The 14844-nt window shown below is 57.8% G+C and carries 12 protein-coding genes; 11 read left to right on the top strand and 1 reads right to left on the bottom strand.

The genetic code is table 11. From position 1 onward, the window contains the following. Positions 1 to 45: 45 nt before the first annotated feature. From motA to cheW, 4 genes are read left to right on the top strand one after another with little or no spacing between them, the layout of a single operon-like run. Positions 46 to 933 (top strand): flagellar motor stator protein MotA, encoded by an 888-nt coding sequence (motA, locus tag HV355_RS02550; protein WP_008500417.1) that lies wholly within the window; start codon positions 46 to 48, stop codon positions 931 to 933. Continuing rightward, entirely contained in the window at positions 930 to 1859 is a 930-nt protein-coding gene (gene motB / locus HV355_RS02545; protein ID WP_010432487.1) for a flagellar motor protein MotB, read from the top strand. Before motA ends, motB begins: the two co-directional genes overlap by 4 nt. A 4-nt stretch (positions 1860 to 1863) precedes the next feature. Continuing rightward, the gene (cheA, locus tag HV355_RS02540) at positions 1864 to 3888 is read left to right on the top strand and encodes a chemotaxis protein CheA (protein ID WP_126816295.1); all 2025 of its coding nucleotides are present in this window, start codon (positions 1864 to 1866) and stop codon (positions 3886 to 3888) included. A 19-nt stretch (positions 3889 to 3907) separates the two neighbouring features. Beyond that, positions 3908 to 4411, top strand: coding sequence for a chemotaxis protein CheW (gene cheW, locus HV355_RS02535; protein WP_010432502.1), 504 nt, complete (start codon positions 3908 to 3910; stop codon positions 4409 to 4411). 104 nt (positions 4412 to 4515) lie between these two features. Here cheW and HV355_RS02530 read toward each other — a convergent pair whose 3' ends face one another. Beyond that, positions 4516 to 5775, bottom strand: a complete 1260-nt coding sequence (locus HV355_RS02530; protein WP_182400802.1) for a dicarboxylate/amino acid:cation symporter — start codon at positions 5773 to 5775, stop codon at positions 4516 to 4518. A 430-nt stretch (positions 5776 to 6205) separates the two neighbouring features. Between HV355_RS02530 and HV355_RS02525 the strand changes: the two genes are divergently transcribed. The 7 genes from HV355_RS02525 to tap all read left to right on the top strand — a co-directional run bounded on the left by HV355_RS02525 (position 6206) and on the right by tap (position 14831). After that, positions 6206 to 6778: a spore coat protein U domain-containing protein gene (locus HV355_RS02525; RefSeq protein WP_108417567.1), complete on the top strand. Its 573-nt coding sequence runs from the start codon at positions 6206 to 6208 to the stop codon at positions 6776 to 6778. A gap of 12 nt (positions 6779 to 6790) precedes the next feature. Continuing rightward, a complete protein-coding gene (locus HV355_RS02520) occupies positions 6791 to 7339 on the top strand; it encodes a spore coat U domain-containing protein (protein WP_182400801.1) in 549 nt (182 codons plus the stop codon). A 16-nt stretch (positions 7340 to 7355) separates the two neighbouring features. Next, positions 7356 to 8114, top strand: a complete 759-nt coding sequence (locus tag HV355_RS02515) for a molecular chaperone (protein ID WP_182400800.1) — start codon at positions 7356 to 7358, stop codon at positions 8112 to 8114. After that, positions 8090 to 10474 carry a fimbria/pilus outer membrane usher protein gene (locus HV355_RS02510; protein WP_182400799.1) on the top strand — a complete coding sequence of 795 codons (2385 nt, stop codon included), beginning with the start codon at positions 8090 to 8092 and terminating at the stop codon, positions 10472 to 10474. Before HV355_RS02515 ends, HV355_RS02510 begins: the two co-directional genes overlap by 25 nt. Then, entirely contained in the window at positions 10471 to 11433 is a 963-nt protein-coding gene (locus HV355_RS02505; RefSeq protein WP_182400798.1) for a spore coat U domain-containing protein, read from the top strand. The genes HV355_RS02510 and HV355_RS02505 overlap by 4 nt, the downstream gene beginning before the upstream one ends. Positions 11434 to 11517: 84 nt before the next feature. After that, entirely contained in the window at positions 11518 to 13185 is a 1668-nt protein-coding gene (gene tar / locus HV355_RS02500) for a methyl-accepting chemotaxis protein II (protein ID WP_182400797.1), read from the top strand. A 44-nt stretch (positions 13186 to 13229) separates the two neighbouring features. Further along, positions 13230 to 14831 (top strand): methyl-accepting chemotaxis protein IV, encoded by a 1602-nt coding sequence (gene tap / locus HV355_RS02495; RefSeq protein ID WP_010432521.1) that lies wholly within the window; start codon positions 13230 to 13232, stop codon positions 14829 to 14831. The last annotated feature ends 13 nt before the right edge of the window (positions 14832 to 14844 follow it).

Raw genomic sequence — 14844 nt, 5'->3', positions numbered from 1 at the left:
TCGAAATGAACGTCCTGCCTTAGTCACTAGCGGAAGGATGATGTCGTGCTTATCTTATTAGGTTACCTGGTAGTTCTCGGTACAGTTTTCGGCGGTTACATGATGACCGGCGGGCACCTTGGAGCACTCTATCAACCGGCTGAACTTATTATCATCGGCGGTGCAGGGGTAGGGGCTTTTATCGTTGGTAACAACGGTAAATCGATCAAGGGCACGCTGAAAGCGATTCCGTTGCTGTTCCGTCGCTCGAAATACACCAAAAGCATGTATATGGATCTGCTGGCGCTGCTCTATCGCCTGATGGCGAAGTCACGTCAGCAGGGCATGTTCTCGCTGGAGCGTGATATCGAAAACCCGAAAGAGAGCGAAATCTTCGCCAGCTATCCACGTATCCTGGCTGACGCGATGATGCTGGATTTTATCGTCGATTACCTGCGCCTGATCATCAGCGGCAACATGAACACCTTCGAAATTGAAGCGCTGATGGACGAAGAGATCGAAACCCACGAAAGTGAATCTGAAGTGCCAGCCAACAGCCTGGCGCTGGTGGGCGACTCGCTTCCGGCGTTTGGTATCGTTGCGGCGGTGATGGGGGTGGTTCACGCGCTGGCCTCGGCGGATCGTCCGGCGGCAGAGTTAGGTGCGCTGATTGCCCACGCGATGGTCGGGACTTTCCTCGGTATCTTGCTGGCGTACGGTTTTATCTCCCCGCTGGCGAGCGTTCTGCGTCAAAAGAGCGCGGAAACCACCAAAATGATGCAGTGCGTGAAGATCACGCTGCTCTCCAACCTCAACGGTTACGCACCACCGATCGCCGTAGAATTTGGCCGTAAAACGCTGTACTCCAGCGAGCGTCCGTCGTTTATCGAGCTTGAAGAACACGTGCGTGCGGTGAAAAACCCAAACCAACAGACGACAACTGAGGACGCATGAAAAACCAGTCCCATCCGATCGTCATCGTAAAAAAGCGCAAGCATAAGGGGCACGGACACGGTTCCCACGGCTCGTGGAAAATTGCTTACGCCGACTTTATGACTGCCATGATGGCGTTCTTTCTGGTGATGTGGCTGATCTCCATCTCCAGCCCGAAAGAGCTGATCCAGATTGCGGAATATTTCAGAACGCCGCTGGCAACGGCGGTGACCGGTGGGCCGCGCATTTCGAACAGCGAGAGCCCCATTCCTGGCGGTGGCGACGATTACACCCAGCAGAAGGGTGAAGTGAAAAAAGAGCCAAACATCGACGATCTGAAAAGACGAATGGAACAGGCGCGCCTGAAGAAACTGCGTGGCGATCTCGATCAGCTGATTGAAGCGGACCCGAAACTGCGCGCGCTGCGCCCGCACCTGAAGATCGATCTGGTGCAGGAAGGTCTGCGTATCCAGATTATCGACAGCCAGAACCGCCCAATGTTTAAAACCGGCAGTGCGGACGTTGAGCCGTATATGCGCGATATTTTACGCGCCATTGCCCCGGTCCTGAACGGCATTCCTAACCGAATCAGCCTGTCAGGCCACACGGATGATTTCCCGTACGCCAGCGGTGAGAAGGGATACAGCAACTGGGAGCTTTCTGCCGATCGTGCCAACGCCTCGCGTCGCGAGCTGGTGGCGGGTGGGCTTGATGATGGCAAGGTTCTGCGCGTGGTCGGCATGGCAGCAACCATGCGCGTCACCGACCGCGGGCCGGACGACGCCATCAACCGTCGTATCAGTCTTTTAGTGCTGAACCAGCAGGCGGAGCAGGCCATCCTGCATGAAAACGCCGAAAGTCAGAATGAGTCACTGGACGATTTAAAACAGCCTGGGGCCGTTCCTTCGGCTGCCGTTCCAACATCGCCACCAGCCAATCCGAGGTGATAGCGTGAGCATGGATATTAGCGATTTTTACCAGACATTTTTTGATGAAGCCGATGAACTGTTGGCCGATATGGAGCAACACCTGCTGGACCTGGTGCCTGAAGCACCGGATTCAGAGCAGCTCAATGCCATTTTCCGTGCAGCGCATTCTATTAAAGGCGGTGCAGGGACCTTTGGATTTACCATTTTGCAGGAAACGACCCATTTAATGGAAAACCTGCTGGATGAAGCACGACGCGGTGAGATGCAGCTCAATACCGACATTATCAACCTGTTTTTGGAAACCAAAGATATTATGCAGGAACAGCTCGACGCCTATAAAAGTTCGGCAGAGCCTGATGCCGCCAGCTTTGAATATATCTGCAACGCGCTGCGCCAGCTGGCGCTGGAAGCAAAAGGTGACGTGGTCGCTGCCGTACCGGCGGCGAAGCTGAGCGTTGTTGATGCCATGGCCGCACAGGACGCGGCGCCCGTTGCCGACCGCCCGGCGAAACTGCGCGTGGTGTTATCCCGTCTTAAAGAGAGCGAAGTCAACCTTCTCGAAGAAGAACTGGGCAACCTGGCGACATTGAGCAACGTGGTGAAAGGTAAAGACAGCCTTGCCGCGACGCTGGATGACGGTATCAGTCAGGACGATATTGTGGCGGTGCTGTGCTTTGTTATCGAAGCCGACCAAATTGCCTTTGAAACTGAAGCCGCGGCAGTCGATGCCCCTGTCGCAGTGGAAGAGGTCGCACAAGCGGCTGCGCCTGCCGTCGTACCGGCCACGCCAGCATTAAAAGCCGTGCCGAAAGATACGGCTGCACCTGCCCGCGGTGAAAAACCGGCCGCGCGCTCCAGCGAGTCCACCAGCATCCGCGTGGCGGTTGAGAAGGTGGATCAGCTGATTAACCTCGTCGGTGAACTGGTGATCACCCAGTCGATGCTGGCACAGCGTTCTAACGAACTGGACCCGGTGACCCACGGCGATCTCATCACCAGCATGGGGCAGTTACAACGTAACGCCCGCGATCTGCAGGAATCGGTGATGTCCATCCGTATGATGCCGATGGAATATGTCTTCAGCCGCTTCCCGCGCCTGGTGCGCGACCTTGCCAGCAAGCTCAATAAGCAGATTGAACTGACGCTGATGGGCAGCTCCACCGAGCTGGACAAAAGCCTGATTGAACGCATCATTGACCCGTTAACGCACCTGGTGCGTAACAGCCTCGACCACGGCATTGAGTTGCCGGAAAACCGCGTGGCGGCGGGGAAATCCCCTGTCGGAAACCTGATTCTTTCCGCGGAACATCAGGGCGGGAACATCTGCATCGAAGTGACCGATGACGGCGCGGGCCTGAACCGCGAGCGCATTCTGGCGAAGGCGATTTCGCAGGGGATGGCGGTTAACGAAAACATGACCGACGAAGAAGTGGGCATGCTGATCTTCGCGCCGGGCTTCTCAACCGCCGAGCAGGTGACCGACGTGTCCGGGCGCGGCGTGGGCATGGACGTGGTGAAACGTAACATCCAGGAGATGGGCGGCCACGTTGAGATCCAGTCTAAACAGGGCTCTGGCACAACCATTCGCATTCTGCTGCCGTTGACGCTGGCGATCCTTGACGGCATGTCGGTCAAAGTGGCGGACGAAGTCTTCATTCTGCCGCTGAACGCAGTGATGGAATCCCTCCAGCCGCGTGAGGAAGATCTGCATCCGCTGGCGGGCGGCGAGCGCGTGCTGGAAGTGCGCGGCGAGTATCTCCCGCTGGTTGAACTGTGGAAAGTGTTCGAAGTGGACGGCGCGAAAACCGAAGCCACGCAGGGCATCGTGGTGATCCTGCAAAGTGCCGGTCGCCGCTACGCGCTGCTGGTCGATCAGCTGATTGGTCAGCACCAGGTGGTGGTGAAGAACCTCGAAAGCAACTACCGCAAAGTGCCGGGGATTTCTGCTGCGACCATTCTGGGCGATGGCAGCGTGGCGCTGATCGTCGATGTGTCGGCGCTTCAGGGATTAAATCGTGAACAACGTGTGGCGTACACAGCCGCCTGATTAAGTAGAAGGTAAAAACATGACCGGTATGAGTAATGTAACGAAGCTGGCGGGCGAGCCATCAGGGCAGGAATTCCTGGTATTCACTTTGGGCGATGAGGAGTACGGCATCGATATCCTGAAAGTGCAGGAAATTCGTGGTTACGATCAGGTTACCCGCATCGCTAACACGCCTGCGTTTATCAAAGGCGTGACCAACCTGCGCGGCGTGATCGTGCCTATCGTCGATCTGCGCGTGAAGTTCAGCCAGGGCGACGTGGAGTATAACGACAACACCGTGGTGATCGTCCTCAACCTGGGACAACGCGTGGTGGGTATCGTGGTGGATGGCGTATCTGACGTACTCTCCCTGACCTCTGACCAAATCCGTCCTGCGCCGGAATTTGCGGTCACGCTGTCGACCGAATACCTCACCGGCCTGGGCGCGCTCGGCGAGCGTATGCTGATTCTGGTGAACATTGAGAAGCTGCTGAACAGCGACGAGATGGCGCTGCTGGATATCGCCGCGAGTCATGTGGCGTAGGTAAATGCAAAACGGCAACCCAGGTTGCCGTTTTTTGTGTTTGCTCCCTCTCCCTGTGGGAGAGGGCTGGGGTGAGGGCATCAGGCCTCACCCTTTTTAGATCCTTACGCTTCCTGCTCCACCAGATCTGCTTCCGCTTCCCGCGCACCTTCATTCTGCGACAGCATCGCGGTCGCAATACCATTCCCCAGAACGTTAATTGCGGAACGGCCCATATCCAGGAAGTGGTCGATGCCCATCAGCAGCAGAATACCCGCCACCGGAATATTAAAGCTCGGAATGGTTGCTGCCAGCACCACCAGCGACGAGCGCGGTACGCCCGCAATGCCTTTTGACGCCAGCATCAGAGTCAGCATCAGAACCGTCACTTCCGAGAAGCTCAGGTGAATGTTGTATGCCTGGGCGATAAACATCGAGGCGAAAGAGCAGTAAACCATCGAGCCCACCAGGTTAAAGGAGTAACCAATCGGCAGGACGAAAGAGGCAATACTGCGCGAGCAGCCAAAACGCTCCAGCTGTTCCAGCGTTTTAGGGTAGGCGGCTTCAGAGCTGCTGGTGGTAAAGGCCACCAGGACCGGATCTTTAAGCATGCTGACCAGGCGAAACACCTCTTTTTTCAGCACCATGTAACCCACGGCCAGCAGCACCATGCAGGTCAGCAGGATCGCCACATAGTAGCCGCCGATAAAGGAGGCGTAGTTCAGCAGAATGCCCAGACCCTGCGTGGCGATGACGGAGGAGATCGCCGCGAAAATGGCCAGCGGCGCAACGTACATCACGTAACCCGTGACCTTCAGCATGATATGGGAAACCACATCCAGCGCGGCCACCAGCGGCGCGTTGAATTTCTGCCCCAGCGATGCGCCAGCAATGCCGAAGAACATTGAGAACACCACAATCTGCAGGATCTCATTGTTCGACATCGCCCCTGCGATACTGGTCGGAATGGTGTGCGACAGGAAGGCTTTCAGCGTCATGCCGCTGACGGCCAGGCCGGTATCCACAGCTTCTGTCGGCACCGTCAGGTTCAGACCGCTTCCTGGATGCTCGAGGGTGACGATAAACAGCCCCACCAGAATAGAGAGCACGGATGAGCTGATAAACCACACCATCGCTTTGCCGCCTACGCGGCCAATGGTGGAGGTTTCGCCCAGCTTCATAATGCCAACGGTCAGCGTGCTGAAGACCAGGGGCGCAATCACCATTTTGATCAGACGGAGGAAAATATCGGTCAGAAGGGTAATATTATCCGACCAGGCTTTGATGGCATCCGCAGATGCATATTCATGAATTGCTGCCCCTGAAAGAATACCCGCCAGCATGAATATCACGATGAAGAGTGTGAGTTTGTTTGCACTTGCCACGAAAAAAGACCCTCTATGCGCTTCAGATGTAGCCCGCGTCGATACATATAAATTTTTTATTACGAAGCGGGAAATTATTCGGCCCATAAATTGACGCAAAGCGTAGGGGGATACAACTCCTTTTTAAGTTTTATTAAATTTGTTGTGAATGTGCTGACGATATATTGTGATTAAGATCACACTTCAATGGATATATTCTCTCCTGATAAAACAAAATAGCCGCCTGAAAAAATTTAACTCTCTGTTATTTATAAAGATAGGGAGTCAATAAGACATATCGCTTATGTGTAATGGGGAAGGTGGTCGAAGCGATATCCGTAAACTAAATTCTCAATAACCCCCCTCAGAGGAACCTTAAGCGGGGCTAACATCTTGAACAGCAAAAATAAAATGTGGCAAGGGAACGGCGACGTCTTCTGGAGAGTGGTAAATGAAAAGAAAACGCCTTTTGATCTGCGCAGGCTCGTTACTGGCTGCGACAATGGCCCCTCAGGCTTTGGCCGTGACCAGCAGCGGCACCATCGGCGCGACGCTGACGCTGACAAACGGGTGTCTGATAAACGGATCGCCCGCGCAAAGTGGCATTAACTTCGGTACGCTCGATTTCGGGACCCATCCCGCCACGTTTTCTACCCTGACCACGCAGCTCTCCGGTGCCAGCGGCGGAAACACCTTCACCATTCAGTGCACGACCGCCAGCTATACGGTGGCGATCGTCGGCAACACCAACTCCACGGCACCCGGCACCGTTGTCGGCACGCCAGGTACACCTGCGCGCTATCTGGTTAACACCGCCAATACGGCACAGGGCGTGGCTTACAGCCTGTACAGCGACAGCGGGTTTAATACCGTGATTGCCAATAACGCCGCGTTGCCGATCGCCTCTACGGCCGGAGGGGTAGACAGTTACACCCTCTACGGGCGTATTACCGGCGGCGGCAACAGCGTGACGGTCGTACCGGGGACCTACACCGACACGATAAACGTCAGCGTCACCTACTAGTCCTCTACCGCCATGAAGGCAACGTTGAGAAGTCTGCGCAAACGCGCAGAGGGACGCGTGCACCCTTTTTTCACGCTGATGGTTGTATTGCTCATGATGCCGACGGCGGATGCGGTGACGTCTCAGTCCTTTAAGGTCAGCGCCACGATTGTACCCGGATGTGCGGTGGCTACCGGTAGCGGCGGGCTTTTCGGCACGCTGGACTTTGGCAGTCATAACGGCGTCGAGAGCGCGCCGGTCAGCACCAGCTTTGTGCCAAACGGGGCGTTGTCCATCGCCTGTACGCCGGGCGTGGCGCTGAGCATGAGCATTAACGGCGGTCAAAATTATTCATCCGTTCGTCGGATGAAGCGGTCCGGTGGAACAGAACTGGTGCCATACCGGCTCTACAGCAGCAGCTCGCTGGCCGCCAACAGCGAAATTGGTGTTAACCAGGCGATACCGGTGACCTATACCAACAGCAACAACATCGCGCTGCCGCTTTTCGGCGTGGCGCTACTGACCGGGTTTAGCCCGGCAGGAACCTATACCGATCAGCTCACCGTGACCTTGTCATGGTAATAAAGGGAGAGTATTGATGAAGCCATTTTTCAGACCTGTTTGTCTGGCGGGCGCGTTGAGCATGACGGTGGCAACCGGGCAGGCGCAGGCGGCGGCCACCATCCTGCTGTGGCCGATCGATCCGTGGCTGGCTGCGGACGCCAACGCCACGGAGCTGTGGATCCAGAACCAGGGAAACAGCGCCACGACGATGCAGGTCCGCATCGTGCGCTGGAAACAGGAGGATGGACACGAGCGTTATACCACGCAGCAGGATGTGGTCGCCAGCCCACCCATCGTCACGATTGGTACAGGCAGCAAGCAGCTTATTCGCCTTATCAAACAGGCTTCCGTTCCCGCAGGTATCGAACAGGCTTACCGCATCATCGTGGATGAAATTCCCCAGCCAGATGCCAAAGCCGAACCCGCCATCGGCCTCAAATTGCAGATGCGCTACTCCATCCCTCTGTTTGTCTATGGCCAAGGGGTTCCGACTGTAAAAGAGGGCGCGCACCACGCGCTGGCGGAGACCCAAAATCTGAGCTGGCGGGTGACGCAGGCGGGTGGACAGCCTGCGCTGGAGGTTCGAAACCGGGGTGATGTTCATGTCAGACTGAGCCAGGTGGCGCTGGAGCAGGGAGGGCAGAAACGCACGGTCGCGGAGGGGTTACTGGGTTACGTCCTCCCGGGCAGCACCCGCAGCTGGCCAGTACCCGCTAGCGTTCGTCAGCCGGAGCGGATGAGCGCGCAGATTAATGCCAGGGACGAACAATGGCAGTCGACGCCCGTAAACTGAAGCCAGCGATGATGATACTGCTTTGCGTCAGTTCCGCGACCCTGGCCGAGCCCGGCGACGACAGTTTGCCGCCACCTCCTCAGGCACAGGCGATAAATGATGAAGCGGTCTTCCAGCTCGCCCTCGTGCTCAACCACTACGATACCGGTCTGGTTGTGCCGGTGACGCAGCGTAAAGGCGCGTTCTTTATTTCCAGCGCCGACCTGCTGCGCGCGGGGCTGCCCCCGGCGCATGTTCCTGCCGGAGAGGTGAATCTCTCCTCGCTTGATCAGGTTCGGGTGGCGTACGACAGCGCTGCGCAGCGCCTGCTGCTGACCGTTCCCCGCGACTGGGTGACGGCCCGCGTGACCCCTTTCAGCGCGCAAACGGCGCAGGCCAAACCGCACTACGGGCGCGGGGCGCTGCTGAATTACGATCTCTACACCAACCACACGGAACATATTGGCGGCCAGGCGTCGCTCTGGCATGAGTTCCGCTACTTCAACGAGAACGGCTCCTTTTCCTCCACCGGCTACGCCCGGGAAAACTTCACCGGTAACGACGGCCAGCAGGAAGGGTATGTTCGCTATGACACGACCCTGCTGTTCACGAATGAAGATGACGCGATGAGCTGGAGCGTCGGGGATGTGATCAGCGATGCCCTGAGCTGGAGCTCCAGCGTGCGGATGGGGGGGGTAAGCGTCGGGCGGGATTTCTCCCTGCGCCCCGATCTGGTGACATGGCCGCTGCCCGAGTTCGCGGGGGAAGCCGCAGTACCCACCTCGGTCGATCTCTTTATCAACGGCTATCGCTCCGGCTCAACCCAGCTTCAGCCTGGCCCCTTCACCCTGACCAATCTGCCCTATATCAACGGCGCCGGGGATGCGGTGCTGGTCACGACGGATGCGCTGGGGCGACAGGTGAGCACCACGCTCCCGTTCTACGTCACCAGCGACTTGCTTAAACAAGGGCTGAGCGACGGTGCCGTGACCCTGGGCAGCCTGCGGCGTAATTACGGTATCAAGAATTTTGACTACGGTTCGGCAGCAGGCAGCGGCTCGTATCGCTACGGGATGACGGACTGGCTGACGCTGGAGGGGCACGCGGAAGGGGCGCAGGAGCTGGCGCTGGGCGGGGCGGGGACGGTGATAAAACTCGGCCAGTTTGGCGTGGTGAATACCTCTTACTCGCAAAGCCGCATGCGCGGTGACGAGGGCGGGCAAATCAACTGGGGTTACCAGTACAGCACCAGCGAGTTTAGCGTCGCCACCCAGCACACGCGTCGCGACCGCGGCTTTGGCAACCTCGCCCTTTATGACCAGCCGACGGTCTATGACGAAAACGATAAGCCCATCGCCAGCTTCAGCCGCAATACGGACCAGTATTCTCTCACCTTCAATCTGGGACAATATGGCAACATCGGCGCGGCCTGGATCGGCGTGGAGAGTTTTGACGGTCAAAAAACCGAGCTGCTTAATCTCTCCTGGAGCCGCAACCTGTGGGGCGCGAGCAGTATTTACCTCGCCGGCAGCCGGGATCAACAGCGCGGAGACTGGACCGTTGCGCTGTCGCTACAGGTGCCGCTAGGGGAGCGCGACAGCGCTGCCGTCACCGTTGAGAACACCCCGGACGCAGGCAGTACTCAGCGCATTAACTACAACCACGCCATGCCTTCTGACGGTGGGTTCAGCTGGAATATGGCCTGGGCCAACCAGTCAAGAGCCAGTGATTATCAACAGGGCACGCTGGGCTGGCGCAACAACAACGTTGAACTGCAGGGCGGCGCCTATGGCGAACGGGACATGATGACCTGGTGGGGCGAGGCGATGGGTTCCGTTGTGCTGATGGACGGCGAGCTGTTTGCGGCGAACAAAATCAACGATGCGTTTGTGGTGATCAGTACCGACGGCCACCCGGATGTGCCCGTCAGCTATGAAAACCAGCCTGTTGGTAAAACCAATAACAACGGTTACCTGCTGGTGAGCGGGGTGTCGGCGTATTACCCGGCAAGCTACCGGATTGATACCCTGAATCTGCCCGCGGATACCCGGCTGAAAGAGACGGAGCGGCGGCTCGCCATTCGCCGTCACAGCGGCTATCTGGTGGACTTCCCGATGGAGCAGGAGCGGGTAGCCAGCGTTATTCTGCATGATGCGCACGGGCAGGCGTTGCCCGTGGGAAGCCAGGTCCGACGCGTCTCGCGCAGCAACGCGGTGGTGGGGTATGACGGCATCGCCTGGCTGGAAAATCTCAGCGATGTGAATCCGCTCGAGGTGATCGCACCAGACGGAAAACGCTGCAAGGCCACGCTGACCGTGGGAGCTAACCCGGAGCACAAGCTGCAAACCTACGGTCCACTGGTGTGCCGGGAGGGGCCATGACGCGCCTGCTGCTGTGGATGCTGCTGCTGTTTTCCGGCGGCGGCTGGGCGGCGTGCACCGTCAGTACGGTCAATGCATCGTTTGGCAGCGTCACCTCGTTCGCGCTCAGCGGAAACGGGGAGGTGGAAACCACCGGCACGCTGGTGGTGGCGTGTGACGCCGTGCTCAACGTCCTGACCAACGACTCGGTGACGCTGAACTTCACCTCGGCCTCGGTTTCGGGTAACAGCCGCGCCACCATGAAGCGCACGGATAATGCGGCTATTACGGACGTGATCCCCACCCGGCTGTGCGGATTATCCGGTTGCGCGAGCAGCAGCGAGGTGCAGATAAATAATTCGTATACCTGGAGCGGGAACACTCTGCTGGGGCTGCTCGGGTCAAAACGGTACAACATACCACTCTATTTTCGCACCGTCCCCGGACAAAACGTGACTGCCGGGCCTTACCAGGTGCTGCTGACCTTCAGCATCAACTACAACGTCTGTGCCTTAGGTATTGGAAGCCTGTGTACGTCCCCCCAGACGGGAACCGCAACGACCACCATTCTGCTTAACATGACCGTCACCAACGACTGCAGCGCCATGACCACGCCGGACGTGAACTTCAACAGCGCACCGCTGGTACAAAGTTTCCCTACCGTCTCGCAGGCCATTGCCGTCACCTGCACCAAAGGCAGCACCTACACTATCGGCATTAATAATGGTGCCAACGCCCTCAATAATGTCCGCCGGATGGTCAGCGGCAGCAACACCATGAGCTACGACATCTATAAGGAAGCCTCCGGTAACCGCTGGGGCAGCAGCGGTAGCGAGCGCTGGACCAGCGCGACATCGTCGCAGGTCAGCACCGACGGTTTACTGCGTACCTATAACTACACCGCAAAAGTTCTGACCAGCCAGGCCACGCCTCCCGCCGGAACCTACACCGACACGCTGATTGTCGACGTGGCGTTTTAACCCCGCGCTTTTCCCTTTCGCAAATGTAAAGTTCCTGTGGCCTGTGCCGATAACACCGTTAATAAATCTATGAGAAGGTGTTGTATGTTGAACCGTATCCGCGTTGTCACAATGCTCATGATGGTGCTGGTCATTTTCGCACTTCTTCAGCTTATTTCCGGGAGCCTCTTTTTCTCGTCCTTAAAACAGAACCAGGACAGCTTCGTGGCCTCGAACGATCTGCGGCTGCAGCAGAGTGAACTGACCACGACGTGGGATCTGATGCTGCAAACGCGTATCAACCTGAGCCGTTCGTCCGCGCGCATGATGATGGATCCCAACAATCAGCAGAGCAGCGCGAAAACGGACCTGTTGAAAAACGCGCGTGCGACGCTTTCCGACGCGGCAAAACATTACGACGCCTTCAAAAAGATTGCCCCGCAGCCTGCGATGGAGCAGGCGAGCGCCAATATTGATGAGAAATACAACGCCTACTTTGCCGGGCTGACGGAGCTGATCCAGTTCCTGGAGAGCGGCAACATGGATGCCTATTTCGCTCAGCCGACGCAGGGGATGCAAAACGCACTCGGTGCGGCGCTGGGTGAATATGCCAAAGCCAGCAGCGACTTGTACCACTCCGCATTTACTGAAAGCCAGAACGATTACCGTTTCGCTAAATGGCAGATGGCCGTGCTGGCGCTGGCGCTGGTCATCGTGCTGGTGGCCGTCTGGTACGGCATTCGTCACATCCTACTCAACCCGCTGGGCCGCGTGATTGCGCATATTCGCGACATCGCCTCAGGCGATCTGACCAAAACGCTGACCGTGTCCGGGCGCAACGAGATCACCGAACTGGCAAACAGCGTTGACCATATGCAGCGCTCGCTGGTGGAGACCGTCACCAACGTGCGTAACGGCTCCGAGGCTATCTATACCGGCACCAGCGAAATTGCGATGGGGAATAACGATCTCTCTTCCCGTACGGAACAGCAGGCGTCTGCGCTGGAAGAGACCGCAGCCAGCATGGAAGAACTGACGGCCACCGTGAAGCAGAACGCCGATAACGCCCGTCAGGCGTCTCAGCTGGCAGAAAGCGCCTCTGAGACGGCGCAGCGCGGCGGTCGCGTGGTGGATGGCGTGGTGAAAACCATGCACGAAATCGCCGACAGCTCGAAGAAAATCGCTGACATCATCAGCGTCATCGACGGCATTGCCTTCCAGACCAACATCCTGGCGCTGAACGCCGCCGTTGAGGCAGCGCGTGCCGGTGAGCAGGGCCGCGGTTTTGCGGTGGTGGCCGGGGAAGTGCGTAACCTCGCCAGCCGCAGCGCCAATGCGGCGAAAGAGATCAAAGCCCTGATTGAAGATTCCGTCTCCCGCGTGGATACCGGCTCCGTGCTGGTAGAAAGCGCAGGGGAGACCATGAATGACATCGTGAATGCCGTTACCCGCGTAACGGACATCATGGGTGAAATCGCCTCTGCGTCTGATGAGCAGAGTCGTGGTATCGACCAGGTCGCCCTGGCGGTATCGGAAATGGATCGCGTGACACAACAAAACGCCGCGCTGGTGCAGGAGTCCGCTGCGGCGGCCGCTGCGCTGGAAGACCAGGCGAGCCGTCTGAAGATGGCCGTCTCGGCATTTCGTCTCGCTTCACTCGCAGCAAAAACGGTCGATTCACATACGATGTATCGTGCGCCCGCCGCAGCAACGGCAGCAACACCTACGCGTACCGCGACGACCGGACAAGAAGAAAACTGGGAAACATTTTGACTGACAATTAAACCGCGGCTGCTTGCCGCTTGATGGGAGCGTGGATGTTAAATCGTATTCGTATCTCGACCACACTGTTTTTGATTCTGATCCTTTGCGGTGTGTTGCAGGTTGGCAGTAACGGGTTGTCTTTTTGGGCGTTTCGCGATGGTTATCAGAATTTGCAGGAAGTCGAGACGAGTAATCAGCAGCGCTCCTCGCTGGCACAAACCCGTGCCGTGCTGTTGCAGGCAAGCACTGCGCTGAACAAGGCGGGAACCTTGACCGCGCTGAGCTATCCGCCGGATGACATCAAGGCGCTGATGGCGACCGCGCGCGACAGCCTGAAGCAGGCTGACGCACAGTTTAAAGCCTTCACGGCGCAGGCCACCGACAGCGAGAAAGAGAAAGCGCTGAAAGCGGCCATGAAAAAGAATTTTGAACAGTGGTACAGCGATCTGGACCACCAGGCGACCTGGCTTGAAAACAACCAGCTTTCGGATTTCATGACCGCGCCGGTACAGGCGTCTCAGGCGGCGTTTGACGGCAGCTTTAACGCGTGGCAGCAGGATATTAACCAGTCTGTTCAGCGAGCCGGTGAAGCGAGCCGTACCAGCTATCACATGTCGGGCGTCATCTTTGCCGTGGTCGTGATTCTGGCGGGGTTGCTGACCGGCGGCGCGTTGTTCTGGGCACGCAAGATGATTGTGCAACCGCTGGCGATTATCAGCAGCCACTTCGACAGCATTGCAAAAGGCAACCTTGCGCGTCCGGTGGCGGTGTACGGGAAGAACGAAATTTCGGCCATCTTTGCCAGCCTGAAGGCGATGCAGGGATCGCTGCGGGAAACGGTGAGCGACGTGCGGCAGGGCAGTTATGCCATGCACACCGGGATCTCAGAGATTGCAGCTGGCAATAACGATCTCTCATCCCGCACCGAACAGCAGGCGGCCTCGCTGGCGCAGACGGCGGCCAGTATGGAACAGCTGACCGCGACGGTAAGCCAGAACGCCGACAACGCGCGTCAGGCGTCGGATCTGTCAAAACAGGCGGCGATGACGGCGAAGCGAGGGGGCGACCAGGCCTCTCACGTGGCCAGCACCATGCAGGATATCGCCGCCAGTTCGCAGAAAATTGGCGACATCATCAGCGTGATTGACGGTATCGCGTTCCAGACCAATATTCTGGCGCTCAACGCCGCCGTTGAAGCGGCGCGTGCGGGCGAGCAGGGGCGCGGGTTTGCGGTCGTTGCGGGCGAAGTGCGCAACCTGGCGAGCCGCAGCGCCAACGCGGCGAAAGAGATTAAAGGGCTGATAGAAGAGTCGGTCTCCCGTGTGCAGCAGGGTTCTGCCCTGGTCGATACGGCGGCGAAAACCATGACCGAAATTGTCACTTCCGTCACCCGGGTTAACGACATTATGGGTGAAATCGCCTCGGCGTCGGATGAGCAACGCCGTGGGATCGAGCAGGTGGCCCAGGCCGTCAGCCAGATGGATCAGGTCACGCAGCAGAACGCGTCGTTAGTGGAAGAGGCGGCAGCCGCGACCGATCAGCTGGCAAACCAGGCCGACCATCTTACCGGGCTGGTCGCGGTGTTTAATGTCAAAGAGCACGTTGAAGCAGTAACAGAAGTCGGGCGGTCGCAGGCCGTGCCAGTTGTATCCTGAATGTGATTAAGAA

The sequence above is a fragment of the Enterobacter sp. RHBSTW-01064 genome, assembly GCF_014103035.1.
GTDB lineage: Bacteria > Pseudomonadota > Gammaproteobacteria > Enterobacterales > Enterobacteriaceae > Enterobacter > Enterobacter mori.
This window is presented reverse-complemented; position numbering and strand designations above follow the sequence as displayed.

What these genes read in the sequence shown, in the direction of transcription:
- motB (WP_010432487.1), top strand. Translation starts at nt 930, where the DNA reads ATGAAAAACCAGTCCCATCCGATCGTCATCGTAAAAAAGCGCAAGCAT.
- cheW (WP_010432502.1), top strand. Translation starts at nt 3,908, where the DNA reads ATGACCGGTATGAGTAATGTAACGAAGCTGGCGGGCGAGCCATCAGGG.
- HV355_RS02525 (WP_108417567.1), top strand. Translation starts at nt 6,206, where the DNA reads ATGAAAAGAAAACGCCTTTTGATCTGCGCAGGCTCGTTACTGGCTGCG.
- HV355_RS02520 (WP_182400801.1), top strand. Translation starts at nt 6,791, where the DNA reads ATGAAGGCAACGTTGAGAAGTCTGCGCAAACGCGCAGAGGGACGCGTG.
- HV355_RS02515 (WP_182400800.1), top strand. Translation starts at nt 7,356, where the DNA reads ATGAAGCCATTTTTCAGACCTGTTTGTCTGGCGGGCGCGTTGAGCATG.
- HV355_RS02510 (WP_182400799.1), top strand. Translation starts at nt 8,090, where the DNA reads ATGGCAGTCGACGCCCGTAAACTGAAGCCAGCGATGATGATACTGCTT.
- HV355_RS02505 (WP_182400798.1), top strand. Translation starts at nt 10,471, where the DNA reads ATGACGCGCCTGCTGCTGTGGATGCTGCTGCTGTTTTCCGGCGGCGGC.
- tar (WP_182400797.1), top strand. Translation starts at nt 11,518, where the DNA reads ATGTTGAACCGTATCCGCGTTGTCACAATGCTCATGATGGTGCTGGTC.
- tap (WP_010432521.1), top strand. Translation starts at nt 13,230, where the DNA reads ATGTTAAATCGTATTCGTATCTCGACCACACTGTTTTTGATTCTGATC.